The 24,824-nt window shown below is 70.9% G+C and carries 24 protein-coding genes and 1 pseudogene; 13 read left to right on the forward strand and 12 right to left on the reverse strand.

Features of this window, described 5'->3' with window-relative positions; genetic code table 11:
* Nucleotides 1-771 (reverse strand): LacI family DNA-binding transcriptional regulator (locus tag VGZ32_RS15145; protein ID WP_326886669.1); only part of this gene is annotated, 771 nt, incomplete at its 3' end.
* A gap of 168 nt (nucleotides 772-939) precedes the next feature.
* Between VGZ32_RS15145 and VGZ32_RS15150 the strand changes: the two genes are divergently transcribed.
* The 6 genes and pseudogenes from VGZ32_RS15150 to VGZ32_RS15175 all read left to right on the forward strand — a co-directional run.
* On the forward strand, nucleotides 940-1,698 hold the full coding sequence (locus VGZ32_RS15150; protein WP_326886670.1) for an LLM class F420-dependent oxidoreductase: 759 nt from the start codon (nucleotides 940-942) through the stop codon (nucleotides 1,696-1,698).
* A 355-nt stretch (nucleotides 1,699-2,053) separates the two neighbouring features.
* On the forward strand, nucleotides 2,054-2,848 hold the full coding sequence (locus VGZ32_RS15155; RefSeq protein WP_326886698.1) for an MHYT domain-containing protein: 795 nt from the start codon (nucleotides 2,054-2,056) through the stop codon (nucleotides 2,846-2,848).
* A 268-nt stretch (nucleotides 2,849-3,116) separates the two neighbouring features.
* Complete coding sequence (locus VGZ32_RS15160; RefSeq protein ID WP_326886671.1) at nucleotides 3,117-5,648, forward strand: nitrate- and nitrite sensing domain-containing protein; 2,532 nt, start codon at nucleotides 3,117-3,119, stop codon at nucleotides 5,646-5,648.
* 20 nt (nucleotides 5,649-5,668) lie between these two features.
* Nucleotides 5,669-6,088 (forward strand): roadblock/LC7 domain-containing protein, encoded by a 420-nt coding sequence (locus VGZ32_RS15165; RefSeq protein WP_326886672.1) that lies wholly within the window; start codon nucleotides 5,669-5,671, stop codon nucleotides 6,086-6,088.
* A gap of 37 nt (nucleotides 6,089-6,125) precedes the next feature.
* Nucleotides 6,126-6,521 carry a DUF742 domain-containing protein gene (locus tag VGZ32_RS15170; protein WP_326886673.1) on the forward strand — a complete coding sequence of 132 codons (396 nt, stop codon included), beginning with the start codon at nucleotides 6,126-6,128 and terminating at the stop codon, nucleotides 6,519-6,521.
* Nucleotides 6,502-7,131 (forward strand): annotated as a pseudogene (locus VGZ32_RS15175) (GTP-binding protein); the annotation flags it as partial. The gene VGZ32_RS15170 and the pseudogene VGZ32_RS15175, both read left to right, overlap by 20 nt.
* A 38-nt stretch (nucleotides 7,132-7,169) precedes the next feature.
* Here VGZ32_RS15175 and dapF read toward each other — a convergent pair.
* The 4 genes from dapF to VGZ32_RS15195 all read right to left on the reverse strand — a co-directional run bounded on the left by dapF (nucleotide 7,170) and on the right by VGZ32_RS15195 (nucleotide 10,558).
* Complete coding sequence (gene dapF, locus VGZ32_RS15180) at nucleotides 7,170-8,006, reverse strand: diaminopimelate epimerase (protein WP_326886674.1); 837 nt, start codon at nucleotides 8,004-8,006, stop codon at nucleotides 7,170-7,172.
* Between the two features lie 101 nt (nucleotides 8,007-8,107).
* Complete coding sequence (locus VGZ32_RS15185; RefSeq protein ID WP_326886675.1) at nucleotides 8,108-9,301, reverse strand: damage-control phosphatase ARMT1 family protein; 1,194 nt, start codon at nucleotides 9,299-9,301, stop codon at nucleotides 8,108-8,110.
* Between the two features lie 64 nt (nucleotides 9,302-9,365).
* Complete coding sequence (locus VGZ32_RS15190) at nucleotides 9,366-10,220, reverse strand: VOC family protein (protein ID WP_326886676.1); 855 nt, start codon at nucleotides 10,218-10,220, stop codon at nucleotides 9,366-9,368.
* Nucleotides 10,217-10,558 (reverse strand): metalloregulator ArsR/SmtB family transcription factor, encoded by a 342-nt coding sequence (locus VGZ32_RS15195; RefSeq protein WP_326886677.1) that lies wholly within the window; start codon nucleotides 10,556-10,558, stop codon nucleotides 10,217-10,219. The genes VGZ32_RS15190 and VGZ32_RS15195 overlap by 4 nt, the downstream gene beginning before the upstream one ends.
* Before the next feature lie 298 nt (nucleotides 10,559-10,856).
* Here VGZ32_RS15195 and VGZ32_RS15200 point away from each other — a divergent pair, with 298 nt between their 5' ends.
* Nucleotides 10,857-11,654: an exodeoxyribonuclease III gene (locus tag VGZ32_RS15200; RefSeq protein WP_326886678.1), complete on the forward strand. Its 798-nt coding sequence runs from the start codon at nucleotides 10,857-10,859 to the stop codon at nucleotides 11,652-11,654.
* Nucleotides 11,655-11,746: 92 nt separating this feature from the next.
* Entirely contained in the window at nucleotides 11,747-12,712 is a 966-nt protein-coding gene (locus VGZ32_RS15205) for a pirin family protein (protein WP_326886679.1), read from the forward strand.
* 145 nt (nucleotides 12,713-12,857) lie between these two features.
* Here VGZ32_RS15205 and VGZ32_RS15210 read toward each other — a convergent pair whose 3' ends face one another.
* A complete protein-coding gene (locus VGZ32_RS15210) occupies nucleotides 12,858-13,748 on the reverse strand; it encodes an NAD-dependent protein deacetylase (RefSeq protein WP_326886680.1) in 891 nt (296 codons plus the stop codon).
* Between the two features lie 145 nt (nucleotides 13,749-13,893).
* Here VGZ32_RS15210 and VGZ32_RS15215 point away from each other — a divergent pair, with 145 nt between their 5' ends.
* The 3 genes from VGZ32_RS15215 to VGZ32_RS15225 all read left to right on the forward strand — a co-directional run bounded on the left by VGZ32_RS15215 (nucleotide 13,894) and on the right by VGZ32_RS15225 (nucleotide 15,323).
* Nucleotides 13,894-14,103 carry a dodecin gene (locus VGZ32_RS15215; protein ID WP_326886681.1) on the forward strand — a complete coding sequence of 70 codons (210 nt, stop codon included), beginning with the start codon at nucleotides 13,894-13,896 and terminating at the stop codon, nucleotides 14,101-14,103.
* Nucleotides 14,104-14,331: 228 nt separating this feature from the next.
* Complete coding sequence (locus VGZ32_RS15220; protein ID WP_326886682.1) at nucleotides 14,332-15,123, forward strand: hypothetical protein; 792 nt, start codon at nucleotides 14,332-14,334, stop codon at nucleotides 15,121-15,123.
* Nucleotides 15,120-15,323: a hypothetical protein gene (locus tag VGZ32_RS15225; RefSeq protein WP_326886683.1), complete on the forward strand. Its 204-nt coding sequence runs from the start codon at nucleotides 15,120-15,122 to the stop codon at nucleotides 15,321-15,323. The genes VGZ32_RS15220 and VGZ32_RS15225 overlap by 4 nt, the downstream gene beginning before the upstream one ends.
* 63 nt (nucleotides 15,324-15,386) lie before the next feature.
* On the opposite strand, the gene VGZ32_RS15230 is transcribed toward VGZ32_RS15225, so the two are convergent.
* Nucleotides 15,387-15,980, reverse strand: coding sequence for a Chromate resistance protein ChrB (locus VGZ32_RS15230; protein ID WP_326886684.1), 594 nt, complete (start codon nucleotides 15,978-15,980; stop codon nucleotides 15,387-15,389).
* 138 nt (nucleotides 15,981-16,118) lie between these two features.
* Between VGZ32_RS15230 and VGZ32_RS15235 the strand changes: the two genes are divergently transcribed.
* The gene (locus tag VGZ32_RS15235; RefSeq protein WP_326886685.1) at nucleotides 16,119-17,630 is read left to right on the forward strand and encodes a serine/threonine protein kinase; all 1,512 of its coding nucleotides are present in this window, start codon (nucleotides 16,119-16,121) and stop codon (nucleotides 17,628-17,630) included.
* Nucleotides 17,631-17,748: 118 nt separating this feature from the next.
* The gene (locus VGZ32_RS15240; RefSeq protein WP_326886686.1) at nucleotides 17,749-18,804 is read left to right on the forward strand and encodes an ATP-dependent DNA ligase; all 1,056 of its coding nucleotides are present in this window, start codon (nucleotides 17,749-17,751) and stop codon (nucleotides 18,802-18,804) included.
* A 74-nt stretch (nucleotides 18,805-18,878) separates the two neighbouring features.
* Here VGZ32_RS15240 and ligD read toward each other — a convergent pair whose 3' ends face one another.
* From ligD to VGZ32_RS15265, 5 genes are all read right to left on the reverse strand, one after another.
* Entirely contained in the window at nucleotides 18,879-19,895 is a 1,017-nt protein-coding gene (ligD, locus tag VGZ32_RS15245; RefSeq protein WP_326886687.1) for a non-homologous end-joining DNA ligase, read from the reverse strand.
* Nucleotides 19,896-20,028: 133 nt separating this feature from the next.
* Entirely contained in the window at nucleotides 20,029-20,997 is a 969-nt protein-coding gene (locus VGZ32_RS15250; RefSeq protein WP_326886688.1) for a hypothetical protein, read from the reverse strand.
* A gap of 1 nt (nucleotide 20,998) precedes the next feature.
* Nucleotides 20,999-22,438 (reverse strand): phenylacetate--CoA ligase family protein, encoded by a 1,440-nt coding sequence (locus VGZ32_RS15255; RefSeq protein ID WP_326886689.1) that lies wholly within the window; start codon nucleotides 22,436-22,438, stop codon nucleotides 20,999-21,001.
* 301 nt (nucleotides 22,439-22,739) lie between these two features.
* Nucleotides 22,740-23,162 (reverse strand): hypothetical protein, encoded by a 423-nt coding sequence (locus VGZ32_RS15260; RefSeq protein WP_326886690.1) that lies wholly within the window; start codon nucleotides 23,160-23,162, stop codon nucleotides 22,740-22,742.
* 318 nt (nucleotides 23,163-23,480) lie between these two features.
* Nucleotides 23,481-24,692 carry an acyl-CoA dehydrogenase family protein gene (locus VGZ32_RS15265; RefSeq protein WP_326886691.1) on the reverse strand — a complete coding sequence of 404 codons (1,212 nt, stop codon included), beginning with the start codon at nucleotides 24,690-24,692 and terminating at the stop codon, nucleotides 23,481-23,483.
* Between the last annotated feature and the right edge of the window lie 132 nt (nucleotides 24,693-24,824).

Consider the following 24,824-nt stretch of genomic DNA (forward strand, 5'->3'; position numbering starts at 1 on the left):
GGCCGCCCGCACCGCGCCGAGCGCGATCAGGTCGCTGCCGCACACGATCCCGGTGATCCCCCGCTCGAGCAGCCGGTTCGCCGCGGCCTGGCCGCCCTCGAGCGAGAACATGGTGCGCTCGACCCACTTCTCCTCGTACGCGAGCCCGCTCTGCGCCGCCGCCTGCTCGAACGCGGCGAACTTGCGGCGCGAGGGCATATGGTCGGACGGGCCGAGGATCAGGCCGATCCGCTCGTGCCCGAGCGCGGCGAGGTGATTGAACGCCTGCTCCACCGCCACCGCGTCGTCGGTCGAGACCCGGGGGAAGTCCAGGTGCTCCGCCGCGGCGTTGACCAGCACCACCGGCAGCCGCACCTCGAGCAGCCGCAGGTAGTGCTCGTGCGGTGCGTCCGCCTCGGCGTACTGCCCGCCGGCGAACACCACGCCCGACACCTGCTGTTCCAGCAGCATCTCGACGTAGTCGGACTCGGACAGGCCGCCCGCCGTGCGCGTGCACAGCACCGGGGTGAAGCCGCGTTGGGCCAGCGCCCCGCCGACGACCTCCGCCAGCGCGGGGAAGATCGGGTTCTGCAGCTCCGGCAAGACCAGCCCGATCAGCCGGGCCCGCTCGCCGCGCAATTGCGTCGGTCGCTCATAGCCGAGGACGTCGAGGGCGGTGAGGATCGCCGCGCGGGTGGACTCCGCCACGCCCGGCTTCCCGTTGAGCACACGGCTCACCGTGGCCTCACTGACCCCGGCCTTTTTCGCCACCTCGGCGAGTCTTCGCGACATGTCGCAAGAATACAGCATGGACCTGCAAGAGCTTGCAAGACTTCCGGCTGTGAGCGTGCACACTGACCGATCCGCGCCACCCACCGACCACCCTCGGTGGCGGAACCCTGCCCTGACGTGATGGGATGTCGGTTGACTGAGAACCCACTCCGGGAGGACACGACGGGCATGGCACGGTTCAAAGTAGGTGTGCAGCTGCGGCCGCAGCACTGCGAGATGAAGCAGCTGCGGGCCGCCTGGCAGGCTGCCGACTCCCTCGGCGTGGACACCATCTGGACCTGGGACCACTTCTACCCGCTCTACGGCGACCCGGCCGGCGCGCACTTCGAGTGCTGGACCGTGCTGGCCGCGATGGCCGCCGACACCAGCCACGCCCGCTTCGGCGCGCTGGTGACCTGCAACACCTACCGCAATCCGGACCTGCTCGCGGACATGGCCCGCACGGTGGACCAGATCAGCGGCGGCCGGCTGATCCTGGGCATCGGCGCCGGCTGGTTCGAACGCGACTACACCGAGTACGGCTACGAATTCGGCACCGGCCCCGAGCGGCTGCGCGCCCTGCGCGAGTCCCTGCCGCGCATCGAGGCGCGCCTGGCGAAGCTGAACCCGTCGGGCGAGAACATCCCCCTGATGATCGGCGGCAGCGGCGAGAAGGTGACCCTGCGCATCGTCGCCGAGCGGGCGCAGCTGTGGAACGCCTTCGGCCCGGTGGACAACTTCGCCCGCAAGAACGCGATCCTCACCGACTGGTGCCAGAAGGTCGGCCGGGACCCCGCGGAGATCGACCGGACGGTCATGATCAACCCCGACGAGGTGGACAACTTCCAGGCCTACCTCGACGCGGGCGCCACCCACCTGATCGTCGGCAGCGACGTCCCGTTCGACCTGACCGCCGTCGAGCGGCTCGTGGCCCACGCCCGCGGCTGACCACGGCAGTACTCGACAACACCCGTCACAGAACTCTGCAGCAGTAACCGATCGCCCGGGCGGCGCCGACGCAGCATTCGGCGCCACCCGGGCGAATTCGTCTCAGACGTATACGTTCACGGCTATTAGAACCACGTGTACGTCATCGCATAACCGGCATTCTCCGGATAACGCTCACAACTCCCGCTCCGTAAGCCGGCGCAGGGGTGGCGCGGGTCCTGCAGAAGTCCGCCTCTGCGTAGCTGCGCGATCGCAATCAGTCATCGAAAGCCACTGCGGCAGCGCCGACGTCGTGTAATCGTTCGGTCAACCACTCATGCGATTGCGGATGCAAAGGACGCGAGCCGTGGGACCGATGGGCGCGACGACCGAGACCGGATTCGGATGGGCGACCCCGATCCTGGCCTACACGATGGCCTGTGTCGGCGCGGCGCTGGGCCTGCGCTGCACCGCCACGGCCCTGACCCGCACGGATCGCTCCAAGCGCAACTGGCTCGCCGCCGCGGCCGTGTCGATCGGCAGCGGCATCTGGACCATGCACTTCATCGCGATGCTCGGATTCGCGGTCACCGGCACCGACATCCGCTACGACGTCGGGCTGACCGTCTTCAGCCTCGTGGTGTGCATCGCGGTGGTCGGCGCTGGCATCTTCGTCGTCGGATACGGCAGCCGGCGCGGCCCGTCGCTGCTGCTCGGCGGCGCGGTGACCGGGATCGGCGTGGCGGTGATGCACTACATCGGGATGGCGGCCATGCGGCTCGACGGCACGGTCACCTACAACCCGGCGACCGTCGCACTTTCCGTCGCAATTGCAGTTCTCGCCGCCGTCGCGGCGCTCTGGGCCGGCCTGACCATCCGCGGCACCGCGGCCGTCATCGGGGCCTCGCTCGTCATGGGCGTCGCGGTCACCGCCATGCACTACACCGGGATGAGCGCCGCGGAGGTGAAACTGGCCGCTGACACGGTGGCCGCCAGCCATGCTCCGGCGAGCGGCGCGACCGCGATGGACTTCCTACTGCCCATCATCGTCGGCCTCGGCTCAGCCCTCTTCCTCACGTCGGCCTTCGTCGCTCTCTCGCCCGATGGTCCGGCGCATCCCGCGGCGACCGCGCCGTCCCCGGCCCCGCACCGACGAGGCAGCCATGCGTGACGGCCGCTCGACCCCGCCGCGCGGACGGCACGGCTCGCACGCCCGACCCGCCGGAGCCGCCCGGATGCTCGGACCGGTGAACCGAGGCACGCGCCCCCAGGCGGCGCACTGGCCCCCACGAGTCGACGACCCGGCTGTCGCAGACGTCGAAGAAGGAGCCGCGAGCGCTGGTCCTCACTCCGCACGTGTCGCCGAACCCGGTCGGGATTTCGCACAGGGAGCGCTCCCGACCGCTTCGCGCCTTGCCCGCGCCGGAAGCCTGACCCGCGTGGCAGGACTCTCACTGCCCCACCCACGCTCGGTCCGCGCCAAGGTCGTCTGCCTGCTGCTGGTGCCGATCGTCTCCGTCACGACCCTGTGGGGGCTGGCCGGGGTCGGCACCGCCCAGAACGTCTACACCCTGATCCAACTGCGGCAGCTCAACGATGTCGTGCAGATTCCGCTCGACCGGACGATCGCCGATCTGCAGGCGGAACGCACCGCGACCGCCTGGGTCCTCGGCGGCGGCGCGGCGTCGACCAAGCAGATCAGCGCTCTGAGCGCCGCCTACACCGCGACCGATGACGCGGCCGCGGACCTACGCACCGGAGCCGATACGTCGGCTGCAGCGGCCGCCGGACTCAGCGCGCAGATGTACGGTTCGGTCCGCACGCTGCTCGCCGATTTCCAGGCGCTGCCGTCGCTGCGCGGCGAGACCCGGCTGCGGCAGGTGACCTGGGCGACCGCGGAGGCCAGCTACACCAACGCCGTCGCGGACGCCCTCGCCGTCCAGGAGACGCTCGCGACCATCCAGGACGGACAGGTGGCGTCTGACGAACAAGCAGTGCTCTGCCTCGCCCGCTCCCGGGAGATGCTGGCGCGGCAGGACGCGGTGCTCGCGGCCGCGCGCGCCGCCGGATCTCTCGACGCAGCCGGATACCGCGAGTTCACCGGCGCTCTGTACAGCCAGACGACGCTGGCCGACGCGGCTCTGCCGGGCCTGCGCGCCACCGACGCCGCCGCCTACCGCAGCGCCGAGGCATCCGCGGATTACACCCGCCTCGGCCAGATCCAGCAGGCGATCGCCACGGACGGCCCAGCAGACGCGCGCTTCACAGCCCTCGACGACGCATGGAACGCCACCGCCGCGCCGATCATGTCAGAGTTCGGACAACTGGTCGCCAACGCGGGCACCGCCGCCGTCGCCCAAGTCGACCCGTACAGCCGCGGGCTGGCGACCAAGGCGGGCGCCGCAGTGATCGTCGGTCTGATCGCGATAGCCGTCTCGCTGCTGGTCTCAGTGCGGATCGGCCGGGGCCTGGTGCTCGAACTGGTCGGACTGCGCGACTCAGCCCTCGACCTCGCAGCCCGGCGACTGCCGCGCACCGTCGCACGGCTGCGCGCCGGGCATCCGGTCGACGTGGCCGCGCAGGTGCCGCCGACCCCCGTGGAATCGGACGAGATCAGTCAGGTCGGCGCGGCTCTGGCCCAGGTCCACCGTGCGGCATTGCAGGCGGCCGTCGAGCGCGCCGAAGCTATCAGCGGCGTCGCAGGGGTGTTCCTCAACCTCGCCCGGCGCAGTCAGATCCTGATCCACCGGCAGCTGGCCCTGCTGGACGCGATGGAGCGGCGGGTGGAGGACCCTGACGAGCTCGAGGACCTGTTCCGGCTCGACCATCTCGCGACCCGGATGCGCCGCCACGCCGAGGGTCTGCTCATCCTGTCCGGCGCTGCGCCGGGCCGCGGCTGGCGCCGCCCGATGCCGCTGATGGACGTGGTGCGCGCGGCCGTCGCAGAGGTCGAGGACTACGCCCGGGTCGACGTGCGCCGCATCCCAGACATCCGCGTGGCCGGCGGCGCCGTGGCGGACCTGGCGCACCTGATCGCAGAGCTCGTGGAAAACGCGACAATGTTCGCCCCGCCGCACACCCGCGTGCGGGTATGCGGCGAGCAGGTGGCGAGCGGGTACGTCCTGGAGATCGAGGACCGCGGCCTGGGCATGGGCGCCCCGGCGCTGGCCGACGCGAACCGCCGCATCGCCAGCACCCGCCAGAGCGACCTGTTCGACAGCGACCGGCTCGGCCTGTTCGTGGTCAGTCGCCTGGCCCGGCGCCACGACGTGAAGGTCTCGCTGCGCCCGTCGCCCTACGGCGGGACCACGGCCGTCGTCCTGGTGCCCGCAGCGATCCTGGAGACCGGTGCGCTGTCCGGCGCCGCCGCGCTCGGCTCGGCGGACGCCGCCTCCCCCGGTGCATCTGACGGCACGTCCGATGCCCATGGGGGTCACGCTGTTGACACTCACGCTGTCGAATCACCCGCTGTCAACACTCATACCTTTGACTCTCACACCGCGCGGCCCTCAGTCTCGCGGCAGGCCGGTGCCGGATCCGCCACGCTAGGCAAGCGCGACAGCGTCCGCCTGCGCGCAGTGCGTGCGAACGACCGCGAATCCGTGCTCATCGGACCGCCCGCAGCGAACGCCGAGTCCTCAGGCGACGACGCGGACGCGCCAGCCACGGTCGACGGCTTCGTCATCTATGGCGACTCCGAATGCGGCCCCAACTCGGAGCATCTGCCGCGCCGGGTGCGGCAGGCCAACCTCGCCGCGCCGCTGCGTGAGACCCCTGAGCCGCCAAGCCGCGACGACTCGACCGCCGAACCCGCGCCGCGCGCCCCCGACCAGGTCCGCTCCACCATGGCCGCGTTCCAGTCCGGCTGGTCCCGCGGCCGGGCCGAGCACCCCGCACCCGACGAGGAGGCGGCCGCCCGCGAGCCCGCTGCGGCCGCCGCCGAGCCCCAGACCGCGGTGGACGACCGATGAACGATGCCCACGGAGACTCGATGCCCAGCAGTTCCACCACCCCCGCCTCCCGGCTCAACTGGTTACTCGACGAACTGGTCGGCGCCGTCGCACCAATCCGCGACGCGGTGCTGCTGTCCACGGACGGCCTCGCCGTCGCCGCCTCCGCCGCCCTGTCCCGGGAGAACCGCGAGCATCTGGCCGCGGTCGCGTCGGGCTTCCAGAGCCTGGCCAAGGGGACCGGCCGGCACTTCGAGGTCGGCGCAGTGCGCCAGACGATGGTCGAGTTCGAGGACGGATATTTGTTCGTGGTCGCCGCGGGGGGCGGGACCTGCCTGGCCGTGCTCAGCACCGCCGAGGGCGACATCGGCATGATCGCCTACGAGATGGCTCGCCTGGTGCGCCGGGTCGGCGAGCACCTCTACGCCGCGCCGCGCGCCGACGCCGGCTCGAGCCTCTGATCGGCGATGGAGGCGCGGTTGCCATGGACGTGTCCCGATGAACGGCTACGGCGCCGGTCCGGCGCTCGGCGAAGCCCGCTGGTACGACGACGAGGCCGGCCCTCTGGTACGCCTCTACGCGCTCACCGGCGGGCGCGCCCGGCCGCCGAACCAGGTATTCGACCTGATGACGCTGGTCGTCGCGGCCGGACCGGTGGGCGACGACCCGTCGCTCGGCCCGGAGCAGGCGGCCGTGCTGGAGCTGTGCGCCCTCGGCCCGCGCTCTGTCGCGGAGATCGCCGCGGATTGCGACCTGCCGCTGGGCATCGCCCGGGTGCTACTCGGCGACCTGCTGGCGATCGGACATATCAGGGTCCGCCCGCCGCTTCCGCAGGCGTACCTCTTCGACCAGGCCATCCTCCAAGAGGTGATCGATGGACTCAGGGCGCTTTGACGGGACGCGGGCCTCGGCAGGACAAGCGGCGTACGAGAGCGGCGGCGCGGATGCCCGCGACGAATCGTTCCTGGCACTGAAGATCTTGGTCGCGGGCGGTTTCGGCGTCGGCAAGACCACCCTGGTCGGCGCGGTCAGCGAGATCCGTCCGCTGCACACCGAGGAGTCGATGACGCAGGCCGGGCTCGGCGTGGACCGGCTGCTCGGCGTCGAGCAGAAGAACACCACCACGGTGGCGATGGACTTCGGCCGGATCACCATCCGCGACGGCCTCGCGCTCTACCTGTTCGGCACGCCGGGGCAGGACCGCTTCTGGTTCCTGTGGGACGAGCTGGCCCAGGGCGCCCTCGGAGCGGTGGTGCTGGCCGACACGGCGCGGCTGCCCGACTGCTTCCCCGCGGTGGATTTCTTTGAGCGCCGCGCGATCCCGTTCGTCATCGCGGTCAACTGCTTCGAAGGGCATCGCCGCCACGACCCGCGCGACATCGCCGACGCGCTCGACCTCGACCCCGGCACGCCCGTCGTGCTCTGCGACGCCCGCCAGCGCAGTTCGGGGAAGCAGGTTCTGATCAAAGTCGTCGAGCACGCGGGCCGGCACCACCGCTCCCGCCAGTGGCTGGGCCGGAACAGAACTGCCGAGCCGGCGGCTCAGCCCACGTCCAGCCGCCCCAACAGCTCACCCCGCGCGACCAGCACCGCCGGGCCGGACAGCTCCAGCACGCCGTCGGACCGCTCGACGACCTTCAGGCGACCTCCGGGTACGTCCACGGTGTAAGGCGTCCCGGGGGCGGCACCGTCCCGCCGAGCTGCCGCGATCATCGCCGCGCACGCCCCGGTCCCGCAGGAGCGCGTCTCACCCACTCCGCGCTCGAAGACCCGCATCGCGATGTGCTGCGGCCCGACCGGCGCGACGAACTCCACGTTGACTCCACGGGGGTACACCGTGGCCGGGCTCCACGTTGGCGCGTCGTACAGGGCACCGGCCTCGGCGACGTCCGCCACGAACACGACCGCGTGCGGGTTGCCCATGTCCACGTGCACCGAGTCCGCATCGCGCCCGTTCCAGGCGATGCGCGCAGCAGCCTCCGGCCAGCTCGGCTTGCCCATGGCGACGGTGATGTCGCCGTCGGCCGGCACACGCACCGCCTTCACACCGCTGCGCGTCCCGACGGCGAACTCCCCGGGCTCCATCAGTCCCTGGTCCACGAGGAACCGGGCGAACACACGCACGCCGTTGCCGCACATCTCGGCGGTCGAGCCGTCGCCGTTGCGGTAGTCCATGAACCAGGTCGCGTCCGCCGCCTGGTGCTCGAAGCCGGACATCTTCGCGGTCGCCACGATCCGCAGCAACCCGTCGGCGCCGATCCCCGCCCGCCGGTCGCACACCGCGGCCACCCACTCCGGGTCGGTCGGCAGCGAGCCGTCCGGGTCGGGAACGATCACGAAGTCGTTCTCGGTGCCGTGGCCCTTGGTGAAACGGGTCATATCCGGGTACCGTCGCCGTTCCGTCGCGGGTGGGTATATAGGTACTACAGTACCCGCCGCCATCCGCTACACGTCGGACGTCTGACCCGATGACGAAATGATCAACCGCGGAACTGGACGACGGTTTGGCGGCCGTTGATCCGCCACTCGGGGTCCTCCGCGTCGAGGCGCTCGACGCGGTCGCGTGGCACGCCGACGACGACATCGGACTTGAGGGTGCGAAGCGCCGCCACTGGCAGATCGCCGAGATAGTCGACGGCGTCATCAAACAGAGTCGTCGGGTCCCAAAGGCAGTCGCCGACCAGGCGCCGATAATTCAGATCGCCCTTGAAGACGACCAAGCGCGCCGCGCTAAGGTCCGCCCGCAGGTCCGCAGGCAACTCGTGGAAGGACAGCGGGGAACACCAGAAGGGGTGCGTCCTAAGGCGCAGCCGACCCTCGGCCGCATGCTCGAAGAGGCGCCGCCCGGCAGATCCGAGCGCGCCGGGCATCGCGCGCAGCCGGTTCAGCGTCTTGCCGACGTCGGCCGCCGTGGTGTCGGAGATGTAGTACGGGTCGGGCTTGACGTGCAGGTCCACGCTCGTGGCCCAGCCCTCGGCGAGCAGGTCGTGGACGAGGAGCAGGTCGCCGAGCAACTCGCGCCCGGCGTTGTCGCAGACGACCGCGACACGTCCGGGTTCGCCGCCGGTCAGGTGCTCGAGAATCCGCTCAGTGTCGTCGGCCAGCGGCGGGCTGAGCAGCGCGTAGTCCTCGACCACCTCGGTGACCTGGAAGACCAGGTCCGCGCGGTTGCCGAGGACGCTCGCCTCGAGCAGGGTGGCGAAGCGCCTGGCCGGGTCGGCCTCTTCCAGCGCGTCGTACCAGGCGAAGGCTGTGTCGAGCTGCGGGTCGGCCAGTTCGGCATCCTTCATCGGCGCGTAGGGGTCGACGCCCACCCACGCGGTCGCGTCTACGTCGGCGCTGCCGTGGTAGCCGACAGCCTCGAGGATCCGGCGGAAGAAGTACGACTCGGCCCACAGGAAGGGCGCGTGCACCCACGGCTTTCCATAGTGCCCGCGGTCCCATTCGAGCCAGCGGCGCGCGTCGGGGGCGCCGGGCGGCAGCCGACCCATGACGCCGTCGATCGACTCCGAGAGCAGCCCGCGCAGGGCGGCCACCTGGCTCCCGGAGTAGGGCAGCGCGTCGATCACGTTGGCAATCAGCTTGACGTGGCGCCGGTGGAACACGTCCCAGGCGTAGGAGCCCTCGGGGCCGATCATGATCGGCGGCGGCAGCGGGGCGGCGGCGGGTTCCACGCCGATCATCCTACGGGCGCCGCCGGACGGAGTTCTGGGCGCAGCCCCCACCCAGCGGTCAGGGTCAACGCATGGTCGGACGTGCCTGGACGAAAGTCCACCGGTTGCCTTCGGGATCGTCAGCGACGTAGAAGGGCAGGCCCCAGGGACTGTCGAGCTTCTGGATGATCGTCGCTCCCTCGCTCGAGGCGTGGCGGAAGTGCTCGGCCACGTCGTCGACGTACACCCAGGGAACGTGAGTCGGCGCGGCCTCGGGTCGGTCGCCGTCCAACTTGAAGATCATCAGTGAGCTGTCGCCGATGCGGAACTCGATCCAAGGATGGCCGTGCTCGGTCTCGGGCAACGGGTCGGCGCCTTCGGGCAGCGGGTCCGGAGACTCGAAGCCGAAGGTGGCGGCGAGCCAGCGGGCCGCGGCGGCCGGCTTCGCGTAGGAGATCCCGAGCGCGAGACGGGCCAGGTCCCGTACCTCGTGCGGTGCGTGATCCCGCCGCGCGCACCAAGGTCCGAACCACTTGGGCACGACGCGCACCCAGGCCGTGCCACCCCGGTCCTGTCCGGAAGCGGGAATCCAGGCCACGACGCGCACGAGTGTGCCCGCGTCGGAGGGCTCGAACCGCACTTCGGTGCGCACGTCATCGAGCGAACTCGTCCACGCCAGCCGGTCTCCCGGCTCCCAGACCGTGATGCGCGCCAGTTCAAGGGCGTCACCGGTCGCGTCGTCGTAGACCTCCAGCAGCCGGCCGCCGACGCCAGGCTCACAGCGCATGGCCAAGGCCCGGCCTCCCGCGTGGTGGTTGATCGGGCCGCGCACCCACCACAGGTCCAGTTCCGAGGTGAACACTGTGAACGCGGTGCCGGGATCGACGGCCACCTCGACCGTCGAGGAGACCGAGCGGTCTTCGGGAGCGGATTCGCTCATGGTCGTCCCTTTCCTTCGACGTGGGCCTTGAAGGACGCGAGTTGCTCGTCCCAGTGCGCCTGGATCTGGTCCAGCCAGGCCCGCACGGCGACGACGGACTCGTGCCGCAACCGGAAGATCCTCACCCGGGCGTCCTCGCGGCGCCTCTCGTCGGTGACGATTCCGGCTTCGAGCAGCACCCGGAGGTGCTTGCTCATGGCCGGTGGCCGTATGCCGAGATCGTCGGCGAGCTCTCCGGCCCGTCGCGGCGCCTCGCTGAGCAGCTCGACCACCCGGAGACGATCCGGATCGGCCAGCGCCCGCAACAGGGTCGCCATCTCGACGCCATCCACCGCCATGAGAAATATTTACCACTTCTGGAAACTATTGTCCAGATGGCAGTGCGGAACGGCCCCACACTCCACACCCCGCGACGGGCGACAGGCGACAGGCGACGACGCGGCATCGTCTTCCGCGGCCTGCGCGGATCCCAAGGGCCACGTTCGAGCGCATCCCTAGGTCGTCCGCCGCCTTCGTCCGGAGCCGCCCGCTATCCTGGCCGCGCGGCGCGGCCGACCCGCTGTCGGTGCCGGACGGCATCATGGCGGGTGAAGCCTTCCTTCCCGCCGCACGGCGCCGAACCTGGAGCAGGCCCACATGATCACCGTCACCACCGCGAACGTAAACGGTATTCGCGCGGCGTCCCGCAAGGGTTTCGACGCCTGGCTCGCGGCCACCCAGTCGGACGTGGTGTGCCTTCAGGAGGTGCGGGCCGAGCCGCAGGAGATCCCGGCTGCGCTGCGCGAGGCCGAGGGCTGGCACGTGCTGCTCGCGCCGTCGGCCGCGAAGGGCCGGGCCGGCGTGGCGATCTACAGCCGCGTCGAACCGATGGAATCGCGCATCGGCTTCGCCTCCGCCGAGTTCGACACCTCCGGCCGCTACGCCGAGATCGACCTGCCGACGGTGACCGTGGCGAGCCTCTACCTGCCTTCCGGCGAGGTGGACACGGACCGGCAGCTGGAGAAGGAACGCTTCATGGCCGAGTTCCTGGACTACCTCAAGGCCGCGCGCAGCCGGGCCGAGGCACGCGGCCGGGAGCTGGTGGTGTGCGGCGACTGGAACATCGCCCACCGCGAAGCCGACATCAAGAACTGGAAGACGAACCAGAACGCCTCCGGTTTCCTGCCGAGCGAGCGCGCCTGGCTCAGCCGGGTGTTCGACGAGGCCGGATACGTGGACGTGGTGCGCGCGCTGCACCCCGAGGGCGCCGGGCCTTACACGTGGTGGTCCTACCGGGGCCGGGCCTTCGACAACGACGCCGGCTGGCGGATCGACTACCAGATCGCCACCCCGGGCCTGGCGAAGCAGGCGGTCACCGCCGTCGTCGAGCGGGCGGCCACGCACCCCGAGCGCTGGTCGGACCACTCCCCGGTGACCGTGACCTTCGACGTTTGATCGGCCGCCGGTCGTAGGCGCGTGGAGGTCGCAGACGCGTGTGATGATGGTCGCGGACCACTGCGCACCGCTCCGGAAAGGCCGTGACTTCCATGAGCGATCTCGACACCGCTCCCGTCGCCCGCGTCTGTGGTGGGCGTGAGGACGTCTCCGCGGAGCCGGTGCGGGATCTGCTGAATCCGCGCGAGGTAAGCCTGGGCAGCAACACGGTCGTGCGGCGGCTGCTCCCGAACCTCGGCCGCCGCATGGTGGGCGCCTGGGCGTTCGTGGACCATTACGGACCGCAGGACATCGCCGACGAGTCCGGCATGCAGGTGCCCCCGCATCCGCACATGGGCCTGCAGACTGTCAGTTGGCTGCGCGAGGGCGAGGTGTTGCACCGCGACAGTCTCGGCAGCGTGCAGACCGTCCGCGCGCAGGAGCTCGGCCTGATGACCGCCGGGCGGGCCATCACCCACTCGGAGCAGAGCCCCGTCTCGCACCCCCGCTTCCTGCACGGCGCCCAGCTCTGGGTCGCGCTTCCGAACGCTCACCGGGACACTGCCCCGGCCTTCGCCCACCACCCTCACCTGCCACAGGTCACAGCGCCGGGCCTCACCGCGACCGTCATCCTCGGCACGCTCGACGGCGCCACCTCGCCCGGGACGATCTTCTCCCCGCTCGTCGGCGCGGACCTCACCCTTGCGGAGGGGACCGAGACGCGGCTGCCGCTCGAGCCAGACTTCGAGTACGCGGTCCTCACCATGTCCGGCGTCACCGACGTGGACGGCGTCCGGCTAGACCCGGGCCGGATGCTGTACCTCGGCTGCGGCCGGGCCGACCTCCCCCTGCGCTCTGTCAGCGACAGCACCCTGCTTCTGCTCGGCGGCGAACCGTTCGAGGAGAAGATCGTGATGTGGTGGAACTTTATCGGCCGCTCCGGCGACGAGATCGCTGAGGCGCGCGAGGCGTGGATGTCAGGCAACCGCTTCGGGACCGTGAACGGCTACGACGGGGAGCCGACGCCCGCGCCGATCCTGCCCGACCTCCCGCTCAAGCCGCGCGGCCGGACGCGCTGAGTCGTCTGAGGTGTCGACAGGTTGGGGGCAGGCCGCGCATCACACCACGTCTAGTGCGGTGACCACCTACGTTCGGGGGGTCGGTGGCACCGGAGGTTGCGTCGTCTGCCGTCTCAGAATCCGGTCAAGGTTGGTGGTCACCGCACTAGCGACGCGGCGCGCAGCCGAGCCGATCGGCGAGCCGTGTCAGTGTCGAGCCGAGCGGGGCGTCGAGGCGGACCGCCGCATGGGCGTCCCCGCGCGTCGGGCCCTGGTTGACGATCGCGACCGGCTTTCCGGTCTTCGCGGCGCGGCGCACGAAGCGCAGCCCTGACATGACCGTCAGGGACGAGCCCAGCACCAGCAGAGCGCGTGCCTCGTCGACGTGCTCGTAGCACCGCTCGACACGCGGCTTGGGCACGTTCTCGCCGAAGAACACCACATCCGGCTTCAGCGTCCCGAATCCGCACGCCTCACACGCCACGACCCGGAAGCCGGCCTCGAGCCCTTCGGCGAGTTCGACGTCGCCGTCCGGGTTCAGCCGGGCGCCCGCGTCTTCGAAACCGGGGTTCGCCGCGCGCAGCCGCCGGTCGAGCTCCTCCCGCCGACTCGTGTGCCCGCAGTCCAGGCACCGGACGCGGTCGAGGCTTCCGTGCAACTCCACCGCGTCGCCGCTGCCCGCGGCCCGGTGCAAGCCGTCCACGTTCTGCGTGATGACCGCCGAAACGTAGCCCGCCGCGGCGAGCGAGGCGATCGCGTAGTGGCCGGCATTCGGCCTCGCCCGGGTGATCGTCCGCCAGCCGAGGTGGCTGCGCGCCCAGTAACGGCGGCGGCTGTCTCCGCTGCCGACGAACTCCTGATAGGTCATCGGCGTGTGACGGCGCAGCGTTCCGGTCACGCCGCGGTAGTCCGGGATGCCGGACTCGGTGGACAGACCCGCTCCGCTCAGGACGACGACCCCGCCGCCCGCGAGGACGCCTTCGACGTCGTCGAGCCCGCCCGTCGCTGCGGCGGGCGCATCAGGGGCGGGTCCGTCGAGCATCGGGCGCGTGCGCATGCACGCAGCTTATGTCGGTTCGTCGTACTGCGAACCGGAGCACCCGGGAGACCCATTCGGCACTGCTCCGCTGTGCGGCGCGGCCGATGCCGCCTAGCGTGTGGAGAGGTGGGCGCGTCGCCCCCTTTGATCGGCTGGAGGTCTTATGAGCGGACATGTGTATCGGGTGACAGAGGTCGTCGGCTCCTCGCCGGAGGGCGTCGGCCCCGCGGTGCGCACGGCGGTGGCCCGGGCCGCCGAGACGCTGCACGGCCTGGACTGGTTCGAGGTGACCGAGATCCGCGGCCGCATCGAGGAGGGACGGATCTCCGAGTATCAGGTCGCGCTGAAGGTGGGCTTCCGCCTGGACGACTAGGAGCGGCCGGCCTTCGCCCCGACAACTGAAGAACCACGATCAGTGTCTCGTGTGCCGTCTGTGCACGGTGCGCTAAAGGCTGCGTAACGCGCCACTGAACCGCCTCCTAAATTCAGACAAAATGCTCCAGATCGGCGTTATACATTCGACGTAACCGCTGTTACGATAAGCCGATACGCGAGAACTGGCACGCGGGCCCGCCCGGCCCGTCCCAGCTGGGAGGTGGAGATGAGCGGTACAACCGCCGCGCTGTTTATCGCGGTGTTCCTCGCCTGCGCAGTCGAGGCGGTCGAGGCGGTCACGATCGTGCTGGCCGCCGGCACGGCCCGGGACTGGCGTTCGGCCGGGCTCGGCGTGGGCAGCGCGCTGGTGGTGCTCGCGGCCGTGATCGCCGCCCTCGGCCCGGCGCTGACCGCCATCCCGATCGGCGCGCTGCGGCTGGTCGTCGGCGGGCTGCTGCTGGTCTTCGGCCTCCAGTGGCTCCGCAAGGCGGTGCTGCGCTACAGCGGGCACAAGGGCCTGCACGACGAAGAAGCGATCTTCCAGCGGGAAGTGGCCGCCGCCCGCGCCGCGCACGCCGAGCGCCGGTGGGCCGTGAACGACTGGTACTCCTACACGCTTTCCTTCAAGGGCGTGCTGCTCGAAGGGCTCGAAGTCGCCTTCATCGCGATCACCTTCGGCAGCAACCAGCACGACGTGCCGCTCGCCGCGCTCGCCGCCGCCTGCGCGGTCGTCGTGGTCTCCGCGGTCGGTTTCGCGGTCAAGGCGCCGCTGGCGCGGGTGCCGGAGAACACGCTGAAGTTCGTCGTCGGGGTCATGCTCACCGGATTCGGCATGTTCTGGGGTGCCGAGGGCGCCGACGCGCACTGGCCCGGCTCCGACGCGGCGCTGCTGGTGATCATCCCAGTCGTCGCGCTGTTCGCGCTCGGCCTCGTCGCGGTGCTGCGCCGGTCCCTCCCGCCGCGCGCGACCGCCGCACCCGTCGCCCCCGTCGTCCCGACCCTGCAGGAGCAGTCGTGATCTCCCGCCTGCGCGCGTTCGGCGCCTTCTGGTACGACTTCATCATCGGCGACGACTGGCGGGTCGCCGCGGTGGTCGCCGTCGCCCTCGCCGCTACCTTCGGCGTGAGCAAGACCTCGGTCCCGGCGTGGTGGATCCTGCCGCTCGCGGTCGCGCTCGTGCTGCCGCTGAGTCTGTGGCGGGCGCGCCGCAAGGGCTGACGGCCACTCGGCTCACGCGACTGTCCACACTTCGCCCGGGTCTGCGTCACACGGGACGGCGTCTTACTGAGACTCCGCCTCCTCGGCGTAGACCCGGGCTGCGTATTCCTCAAGCGCGTGCTCGCAGGTGGCCAGCGCCTCGAGAGTCGCGGCGCGTTTCGGCGCGCCGAAAACGTCCCGGTCGGTGATCTTGGCCAGCCAGTTGCGCAGCTTCACCAGGTCCTCCTCGTTCTCCTCGAGCTCGGCGTAGGTGAAGTGCTCGGCCCGGTACTCCTTCTCCAACTGGGCCAGGAAGTCCTGGCACTTGTCGATGATCTCCTCGTACTCGTCGTCCCGGGCGGCCTGGAACGCGGCCAGCACCTCCGCCTCCCCCACCAGCACCCCGCAGGACATCAGCACCGCGGTGCCGCCCATCTCGATGATCTCCCGCCGCAGCTTGCGCAGCGCACGCTCGGCGGCCGGACCGGCCGGCAGGGCGGCCGCCGAGTTCTGCAGGTAGATCGCGCCGAGGCCCTTGAGCCGCCGCCACACCGCCGCCCGCAGCCGGGTCGGCTCGGAGGGGATCCGGTAGATCAGCAGCAGCCAGCCGTTCGGCCGGGCCGGCGGGTCGCCGGCGGCCTCCGGTGGGGTTCGCGGGTCGGGTTCGTCGTTGAGCACGGATACAGTCTGCCCACGTCACGCGCCGGACGGCCAACAAGGCGCCCGGTTGTTCGTAGAATGCTGCGCGTTTCCTGATGTGCTGGATTGATAACCCCTCTTCGACGGCGCCCGAAGAGCCGAACGACAAGGAAGCGCGTGTCTGATCCACGGTGGCGGCTCGGCGAGCGGCTCGACTTGCTCGGCCAGGTGGGCACGGGCGCGGCGGGCACGGTGTGGCGGGGCCGCGAATTGAGCGACGGCAGCCTGCACGCGGTCAAGCTGCTGCGCCTCGAACTGGTGGCCGATCGCGACGCGATAGACGCGTTCTACGCCACGCTCGGCGCCGTCGGCCGGCTCGGGCATCCGGGCATCGCGGCCGTGGACGACGTGGTCGCGGGCGACGGCTATTTCGCGCTGCGGTCCCGGCTGGTGCAGGGCGAGAGTCTGCGGGCGCTGACGGCGCGTCTGGGCGCGCTCGCGCCGGACGCGGCGGCCCGGCTGGTCGCGCAGGTCTGCGACGCGCTCGCCGCCGCGCACGCCGTCGGCCTCGTCCACGGCGATCTCCATCCCGACAATGTGCTGATCACCTCAGGCGTCGACGGACTTCCCTCGGCGGTCCTCACCGACTTCGGCATCGCGGAGCTGATCGACCGGGCTGCGGGCAGGGGCTTCGCGCTCACGGCCCAGCCCGCCCGATACCGCGCCCCCGAACGCGCCCACGGAACGCTGGCGAGCGCCGCGGCGGACGTCTACGCGGCGGGAATCCTGCTAGCCGACGCCGCCGGAGGTCACCCACCGTTCACCGCGGACTGGCAGCCCCTGGCGGCGTGCCTCGACCCGGACCCGCGGTACCGGCCGGGCGTGGCGCAACTCGCCGCCGCGCTGCGCGAAGCGATCGGCGAACCGGCGTACACACAACTGCTGCCCGGCCACGACATCGGGGCCCCCGCCGCGACTGAGGCTACGACCCTGATGCACTTCGATCCGGACGGGGACGCCATTGGGCGCGGTGGCGCGCCGAGCCGGGTTCCGCGCCTGATCAGCGAGCACAAGACGGAGAGCGGGATCGCCGCGGCCGTCGCGGTCGTCGGCCTCCTCATCGCCGGCGCCTTCGCGCTGGGCGGCGGCAGCGGCCAGACCGCGGCTGCGGCCGGAACCACGGTGGCGACGAGCGCCGCGTCCCCGGCGCCGGACGCTTCCGTGCCGCAGGCGGTGGTCCTGCCCCCGGCGGCGAGCCCCTCGCCGAGTCCGAGCCTGTCGCAGGCGGTCACCGGCCAGCTCACCCTGGTCAACGACCAGTCGAACACCTGCCTCGACACCGCCGGACGCGTCTTCGCCAACGGCACGACCGAGGACATCTACAGCTGCAACGGAACCCCCGCCCAAATCTGGAACTTGACTGCCGACGGACAGCTGACCGAGGACAACGGCGCGTACTGCCTCGACGACTCCGACTTCGGTACCACGCCGGGCACCAAGGTCATCCTGTGGTCGTGTCACGGCTCGGCGAACCAGCAGTGGACGTTGCAGCCGGACGGCTCGGTGGTCGGCGTCTACTCGAAGCTGTGCCTCGACATCGCCGGCCAGGGCGCCGCGACCGCCGACGGCACCGGTCTGGTGCTCTGGACGTGCGACGGGCAGCAGAGCCAGCACTGGTCCCGGCGCTGACCGGCCACGCGCGTCGGCGTCACCGGTTCGGCCCGAAGAGGGGTGCCACCCGGCGCCGCACGTGTTTCTCTGGTATCGCGCACCCACACGCGGTGCGCAGAATTCACGAGGATACGCGATGAAACTGCCGGTGATGCCCCCGGTCGAGCCGATGCTGGCCAAGTCGGCGTCCGCCGTGCCGGTCGGCGACTACCTCTACGAGCCGAAGTGGGACGGCTACCGCTGCATCGTCTTCCGCGACGGCGGGGAGTTCGAGCTGGGCAGCCGGGGCGGCAAGTCGCTGTCGCGCTACTTCCCCGAGCTGCTCGACGCGCTGGCCGCCGGGCTGCCGCCGAGGTGCGTCGTGGACGGCGAGATCGTGGTGACGGTGGGCGGACGGCTCGACTTCGACCGGCTGGCCGACCGGATCCATCCGGCGGATTCCCGGGTGCAGCTGCTCGCGAAGCGCACTCCGGCGTCGTTCATCGCCTTCGATCTCCTCGCGCTGGACGACGAGGATCTGACCGGCCGTCCGTTCTCGGAGCGGCGCGCCGCGCTCGCCGCGCTGTTCGAGGGCCGCACGCCCGAGCACGTGAAAGTGACGCGGGTGACGCGGGACGCCGCGCTGGCGCGCACCTGGTTCGAGCGCTTCGAGGGGGCCGGGCTCGACGGGGTCGTCGCCAAGCCGCTGGACGGAACGTACCGGCCGAACGAGCGAACGATGGTCAAGATCAAGCACGAGCGGACGGCGGACGCAGTCGTCGCGGGTTATCGGCTGCACAAGAGCGGCCCGGTGGTCGGGTCGCTGATGCTCGGCTTGTACGGCGCGGACGGGGTGCTGAACTACGTGGGCGGCTCGAGCGCCTTCACCATGGCTCGCCGCGCCGCGCTGGTCGGCGAACTCGCGCCGTTGCTGCTCGAAGAGGGGCAGCCGCACCCCTGGCTCGACGTGCCCGAGGACGACGAGCACCGTAGGCCGGGCGCGCTGCACCGGTGGAACGCGGGGAAGGACACGTCGTTCGTCCCGCTGCGGCCGGAGCTGGTGTGCGAAGTGCGGTACGACCAGCTCCAGGCCGACCGGTTCCGCCACAACGCGCGCTTCGTGCGCTGGCGGCCGGACCGGGACGCGCGTTCGTGCAGTTATGACCAGCTCGACGTGCCCGCCGCGTACGACCTGGCCGACGTCTTCGAGTGACGCAGGTGCCTGAGTGCAGCTGATGCGGCTTCAGCTGACACAGGCTCGGCTGACGCTCGCCCAGGCGCAGGGCCTCACTCGGGCACGTGCCTGGCCTTCGACGGCTGAACCCGCTTAGGCTCCCCCGGCATCTTCGGGAAGTCGGGCGGATAAGGCATGTCGCCGAGGCCGCGGTCGCGCTCGTCAACCTCAGCCATCTCCAGCAACGCGTCGAGGGTGAAGGCGGCCGCGTCGATGTCCGCGTGTGCGTCCCCGCGCTCCGCGAGCAGCGGCGGCACGGTGCGCGCGGTGAAGTCCTCCGGCTCGACGTCGGACAGCTCGGTCCAACGCACCGGCATCGAGACCGTGGCGGTGGGGTGCGCCCGGGTGGAGTAGGCGGCCGCGAGCATCCGGTCGCGGGCCATCTGGTTGAAGTCCACGAAGATCCGCTCGCCGCGCTCCTCCTTCCACCAGGAGGTGGTCACCAGGTCGGGGCGGCGCCGCTCGAGTTCGCGGGCGAAGGCGATGACCGCGCGGCGTGCCTCGATGAACGTCCAGCGCGGTTCGAGGCGCACCAGCACGTGAAGTCCGCGCCCGCCGCTGGTCTTCACGTACGGCGTGAGGCCGAGCTCGTCGCACAGCGCTTTCGCCTCGCCGGCCGCTTCGACGGCCTGCGCGAATCCGGTGCCGGGCTGGGGGTCGAAGTCGACGCGCAGTTCGTCCGGGTGGTCGGTGTCGCTGCGGCGGACCGGCCACGGGTGCAGTTCGAGCGCCCCCATCTGCACCGCCCAGACGACGGTCGCCGCCTCGGTCACGCACACCTCGTCCCCGGTGCGCCCGCTCGGGAAGGTCACCCGCGCCGTCTGGACCCAGTCGGGCAGGCCCTTCGGCGCGTGCTTCATGTAGAAGGAGGCGCCGCCGAGCCCGTCGGGGAACCGGTTGAGCGCGACCGGCCGCCCGGCCAGCGCCCGGAACACGCCCTCGGCCACGGAGGCGTAGTAGGTGGCGAGGTCCAGCTTTGTGATGCCGGCCTCGGGGAACGAGAGCTTGTCCGGCGAGGAGATCCGCACGGATCTGCCCGCGACGTCAACGTGCGCCTCGGAACTAGCCATGCTCGCAGGCTACGGGGCGGCGCAAGCCAGCGCTCGCCGGAAGCGGCGTTTGGGCGCACACGGCGCGCCGAGCGGCGGCGGCGCGGACGCGGCGCTCAACGCGACGCAATGGCTTCAGCGGGACGCCGTGGTTTCAGCGGGACACGGTGGGCTCGAGCGGGGCTGGCTGGGGCGCCGGAGCGGCCACGACATGTGCAGGTACCGCAGCGGGCATCTGCTGCGGCGCGAGGGTTGCCAGAAACTCCTGCGTGGTCCGCTCGCGCCCATAGCGGTGCCGCAGCCATCGGTAGCCGAGGAACGCCGCCGGGCCGAACCACGTCTGCGCCGGGACGAGGACGTCGGTGCGGGCGTCCACGAAGTTGATGAGCAGCGGCGCCAGCGCGGGGAGCGCGGCGCCGAACACCGCGACGAGGCCGAGCGCGGTGCTTGCGCCGACCCGGCCGTACGCCTTGTACGCCGCGACCGTGAACAGGGCGTAGACCAGGAGGTCACCCAATCCGATGCTGGCGTTGTCGAAGCCCATCCGCATACCCATCGACGGATCGAGCGGGAACCCGAGGAACTCCTGGGCCAGGTCGTTGGTCACCGGCACGACCGCCGTGAAGGCCAGGTCGTAGCCGGCGAGCAGCAGCGCGAACCAGGCCACGTGCCGCAGCTTCATCCCGCCCTGCACGTACAGGTTGGCCACCGCGACCGCGCCGAGCAGCACCACGACGCTGTTCTCGGCCCAGAACAGCTGCCAGCCGGCGACGGTGCCGAGCATGGTGCGGGCGATCCAGATGTTCGCGCCGAGCAGCACGCCGATGCCCAGCCACAGCGGGCCGGGACTGAACAGCGGGCGGAATCCGATCGAGAGCGACGCGAGGAATGTCAGCGCGAGAAATCCGGTCAGCGCCCACCGCGGCAGCAACAGGTAAAGCGTCGGCAGGGTCACCAGGAAAACGAAAAGGATCCCGATATCGCGTCCGTTGAAGGTGCCGATCGCCGGGCGTTCGATGCGGACCCGCCGGAAATAGGTGAGCGCGCAGAGACTCGTCGCGAGCGCGCCGATCATCGCCACGCACAATTCGAACAGAGACAGCGTCAGGATCGGCGTGGTCATTTCACGCTCCGATAAGGGCCGGTCGGGCGACGAACGTCGTTTCGCGCAGATCGCAGCGCAGCGGGCGCAGCGCGGCGGCCTCTTCGTCGGGGACGAGCGAGAGGTCCACGTCCAGGCCGCGCTCGGCGAAATGGCGCAGGGCGGCGGCGTGCCCGAAACCGTCGATCGCGGCTTCTGGCACGGTGAGGCGCACCCTGCCGTCCTCGGCGGTGGCGCGGAAGCGCGCCGGCCACGGCCGGGTCGGCAGCGACTCGACCGCCTCGATCAGCTCTCGGGGCGTGACCGCGCGCCCCGGTCCGGTGCGCAGCAGGTGGTCGGCCTTGCCGAGGATCGGGCCGGTGGCGGGCAGGCCGGAGACCTCGCACGTGAGGTCGTCATCGGGCAGGCGCCGCACCATGTCGCGGGTGTCGTACCGGAAGACCGGCATGCAGTCGCGGTAGGGGTAGAACGGGGTGATGACGACGGTGGCCAGCGCGCCGGGCGCGGCCGGGGCTCCGGTGTCCAGGTCCAGATATTCCACGAGGCCGAGGTTGATGTCGTGGTGCAGGTGGCCCTGGCTGCAGGTGCGTCCGGAGACCGGGAGCACCTCGGTCATGCCGAACGAGTCCGCGACCCTGGGGACGCCGAACGTCTCACGGGCAGCCGCGGCCAGGCTTGGCGAGAGGATCTCGCCGCCGACGTCGATGCGCCGCAGCCGGAAGTCCGCGGGGCCGAGCCCGCGGCGGCGCGCGGCTGTCTCGAGCTCGCCGAGGTAGCTGGGGCTGGTGGACAGCAGCGTGGCGCCGCCGTCGGTGTCGGCCAGCGCGTCGAGGGCCTCGTCCGGGGGAATCATGCCGATCACCCGGCAGCCGACGCCGACCAGGCGGCAGCCGGCGACGTCCAGGTGCACCGCAGCGGTTGCCCGCGAGCTGATGTTGACCTGCATGACGTCGTCAGGCCGCAGGTCATCGCGCAGTACGCCGCCTAAGGCGCCCAGGGCCGGCCATAGACTCATCTCGTAACGCGACATCCAGATCTCGGCCGGGCGGCCGGTGGTTCCGGTCGTGCGGGTCGCGAGGTGTGGCGGGGCGTCAGGACACAGGAAGGCACGCGGCTCCCGGATCAAGTCGCGCTTGATGGTCACCGGGATCGACGCGAGGTCCGCCGGGTCCAGCCGGTCGGGGTGCACGTCCGCGGCGGCAAAGCGGCGCGCGTAGAACGGGGACCGGGCCGCCAGGCGGCGGGCGGTGCGCCGCATCCCGGTCGCGGCGAAGTGCCGCCGCGCCTCGGGATCGCTGAGCGGGCCCTCGGTCAGCTGCCCCACGTCGGCGCCGGGCTCACCGAACTCGGCGAGCGTGGCCAGGGCGTCCTCGACCAGCCGTTCCACGTTGCGCGGGTTGACCCGATAGCCCCAAGCCATCCCGAAAGCCATCCGCAGCTGTCTGATACCGGTCTCGAACAACACCCCTCCTCACGCCTGCACCCGGGTCCACGGCGTCGACATCCGCCCGCCGGAGGCGCACGGATCCTGCTGTCGCGGACCCGGGCGGCGGCATCGCGCCGCGCCGCCCGGGCCGCGTCGAACCGTGCGCCGATCAGAAGCTGCCGCCGACGACCGCCGCGAACAGCACCGCGGTCAGCGAGCCCATCACGTAGCGAACGTGCTTGACGCTGCTCATGAGAGACGACATGGATACCTCCCCTCCGAACACTCGTGGGCCGATCCGCTCCGGCGCCACCGGCCGGGACGCGGCTCGCCGCGGCTAGGCGCCGTGCGAGCAGCAGCAGGATCCCGAGGCGGATTCCGCGCCGGTTCCGGTGACGACGACTTTGACGGTCATCTCAGGGTGTACCGAGCAGGTCAGGTAATAGGTGCCGGGTCTGGTCCACGGCCCGGTCTTGTACACGTCGTCGGTCTGCATCAGGTGACGGGTGATCACCGGCACGCCCTTGGGGGCGGCGGTGAGCGTCCCGTTCTGCCCGGGGCCGATGATGTGCACCCAGCGCGAGTCGTTCACCAGGGTCACGGACTGGCCGCAGCGCACCGTCACAACCTTGGCGGCGAACGCCTCGTGGGCCATGCCGAGGGCTCCGGGGGGCGGCTTCGTTGGCTCCGCGCCGACGGCGGGCAGGACGACGGCGGCGACGAGCAGCGGAACGGCGAAAAGGATGCGCGGAACGACCATCGCACTCTTCCCTCCCGCGCGGAACTAATTCGGCGCGGGCTTCGACAGCGCCGCGACAAAGGCGTCGCGGCGAAAAGTAAGTCGTGCGGGTATGAGAATTCATATACCGCAGCGGGAGGTGCGTGTGAAGTGGGAGGGCGAATGCGAATTGAGTGAATCCCCTGCCCTCGCAGAGGATCACCGTGAGCGGATCTTTCCCTACTCGAAATCTGCCCGATCAGAATCCTTGTTTTCCGCGGCAGAGGTCGTCGACGTATTTATTCACAAGTGCGGCACGGAGAAGGCGAAGCGGGAGACGATCGCCTCAGCCGGGGAGACTCATCTGATCGGCTGACCGGTGATGGCGCGCGCGATGACCAGGCGCTGGATCTCGCTGGTGCCCTCGAAGATGGTGTAGATCTTGCTGTCCCGGTACCAGCGCTCGACCGGATGCTCGCGACTGTATCCCGCGCCGCCGAGGATCTGCACCGCCTTCTCGGTCACCGCGACCGCGACCTCGCCGGCCTTCAGCTTCGACATCGAACCCTCGCCCGCGGTGAACGGGCGCTCGTTGCGTCCCATCCAGGCCGCCCGCCAGATCAGCATCCTGGCGCAGTCGATCTCGGTGCGCATGTCCGCCAGGGCGAACGCGATCGCCTGGTTCTGCGCGATCGGCCGGCCGAACTGGATCCGGCCGTTCGCGTATTCGAGGGCGTACTCGTAGGCGGCGCGGGCGATGCCGAGCGCCTGGGCGCCGACGGTCGGACGGCTCAGCTCGAAGGTCGCCATCGCCGCCTGGGCCTTGGCCGCGGCCCCCGCGCGGGCCCGGGCGAGGCGCGCGTCCAGCTTCTCCTTTCCGCCGAGCACGGACTCGGCGGGTACCCGCACCTCGTCCAGGAAGACGTCGGCGGTGTGCGAGGCGCGCAGCCCCAGCTTCTTGATCTTCCGGTGCGCGGCCAGTCCCGCGGCGCCGGGCGGGACGATGAACGCCGCCTGGCCGCGCGCGCCGAGTTCCGGCTCCACCGACGCGACCACGACGTGCACGTTCGCGATGCCGCCGTTGGTGATCCAGGCCTTCTGCCCGCTGATCACCCACTCTTTGGCGGCCTCATCATAGCGGGCGCGGGTGCGCATCGCGGCGACGTCGGAGCCGGCCTCCGGCTCGGAAACGCAGAAGGCGGCGACCTTCGGCTCGTCCCGGTCGCCGAAGCACTGCGGGATCCACTCGACCACCTGCTCGGGTGTCCCGAGGGCGAAGATGCCCGCGACGGCCAGCGTGGTGCCCATGATCGACATGGCGATCCCGGCGTCCCCCCAGAACAGCTCCTCGTTGAGGATCGGCAGGGACAGGCCGGTGGTGTCGCCGTACAGCTCGGCCAGCGTCTCGAAGCTGTAGATGCCGATCTTCGCCGCCTCCTGGATGATCGACCAGGGGGTCTCCTCGCGCGCGTCCCACTCCGCCGCGGCCGGCCGGATCACCTCGGCCGCGAAGCCGTGCGCCCACTCGCGCAGTTCGGTCTGTTCGTCGCTGAGATCGAGGTTGAAGGTCATCGCGCCGTGTGCCCTCTCTCGGAAGCTGGCGAAACGGGCCGCCCGGAAAGAGCGGGAGACGTCACCGCGCAGTAAATAGCACGGTCAGCGGAGATACAACCCTCGGAGGGTTTAAATTAGGAGGCATCGAGC

It is taken from the genome of Actinocrinis sp., assembly GCF_035938995.1.
Taxonomy (GTDB): Bacteria; Actinomycetota; Actinomycetes; order Streptomycetales; family Catenulisporaceae; genus DASZGI01.

Excerpts from the sequence above, each read along its gene's own strand:
- VGZ32_RS15155 (WP_326886698.1), top strand. The coding sequence starts at position 2,054 with ATGGGCGCGACGACCGAGACCGGATTCGGATGGGCGACCCCGATCCTG.
- VGZ32_RS15210 (WP_326886680.1), bottom strand. The coding sequence starts at position 13,748 with ATGCGCACGCGCCCGATGCTCGACGGACCCGCCCCTGATGCGCCCGCC.
- VGZ32_RS15215 (WP_326886681.1), top strand. The coding sequence starts at position 13,894 with ATGAGCGGACATGTGTATCGGGTGACAGAGGTCGTCGGCTCCTCGCCG.
- VGZ32_RS15260 (WP_326886690.1), bottom strand. The coding sequence starts at position 23,162 with ATGGTCGTTCCGCGCATCCTTTTCGCCGTTCCGCTGCTCGTCGCCGCC.
- ligD (WP_326886687.1), bottom strand. The coding sequence starts at position 19,895 with ATGGCTAGTTCCGAGGCGCACGTTGACGTCGCGGGCAGATCCGTGCGG.
- VGZ32_RS15250 (WP_326886688.1), bottom strand. The coding sequence starts at position 20,997 with ATGACCACGCCGATCCTGACGCTGTCTCTGTTCGAATTGTGCGTGGCG.
- VGZ32_RS15195 (WP_326886677.1), bottom strand. The coding sequence starts at position 10,558 with ATGGCGGTGGATGGCGTCGAGATGGCGACCCTGTTGCGGGCGCTGGCC.
- VGZ32_RS15190 (WP_326886676.1), bottom strand. The coding sequence starts at position 10,220 with ATGAGCGAATCCGCTCCCGAAGACCGCTCGGTCTCCTCGACGGTCGAG.
- VGZ32_RS15165 (WP_326886672.1), top strand. The coding sequence starts at position 5,669 with ATGCCCAGCAGTTCCACCACCCCCGCCTCCCGGCTCAACTGGTTACTC.
- dapF (WP_326886674.1), bottom strand. The coding sequence starts at position 8,006 with ATGACCCGTTTCACCAAGGGCCACGGCACCGAGAACGACTTCGTGATC.
- VGZ32_RS15220 (WP_326886682.1), top strand. The coding sequence starts at position 14,332 with ATGAGCGGTACAACCGCCGCGCTGTTTATCGCGGTGTTCCTCGCCTGC.
- VGZ32_RS15170 (WP_326886673.1), top strand. The coding sequence starts at position 6,126 with ATGAACGGCTACGGCGCCGGTCCGGCGCTCGGCGAAGCCCGCTGGTAC.
- VGZ32_RS15205 (WP_326886679.1), top strand. The coding sequence starts at position 11,747 with ATGAGCGATCTCGACACCGCTCCCGTCGCCCGCGTCTGTGGTGGGCGT.
- VGZ32_RS15200 (WP_326886678.1), top strand. The coding sequence starts at position 10,857 with ATGATCACCGTCACCACCGCGAACGTAAACGGTATTCGCGCGGCGTCC.
- VGZ32_RS15265 (WP_326886691.1), bottom strand. The coding sequence starts at position 24,692 with ATGACCTTCAACCTCGATCTCAGCGACGAACAGACCGAACTGCGCGAG.
- VGZ32_RS15150 (WP_326886670.1), top strand. The coding sequence starts at position 940 with ATGGCACGGTTCAAAGTAGGTGTGCAGCTGCGGCCGCAGCACTGCGAG.
- VGZ32_RS15240 (WP_326886686.1), top strand. The coding sequence starts at position 17,749 with ATGAAACTGCCGGTGATGCCCCCGGTCGAGCCGATGCTGGCCAAGTCG.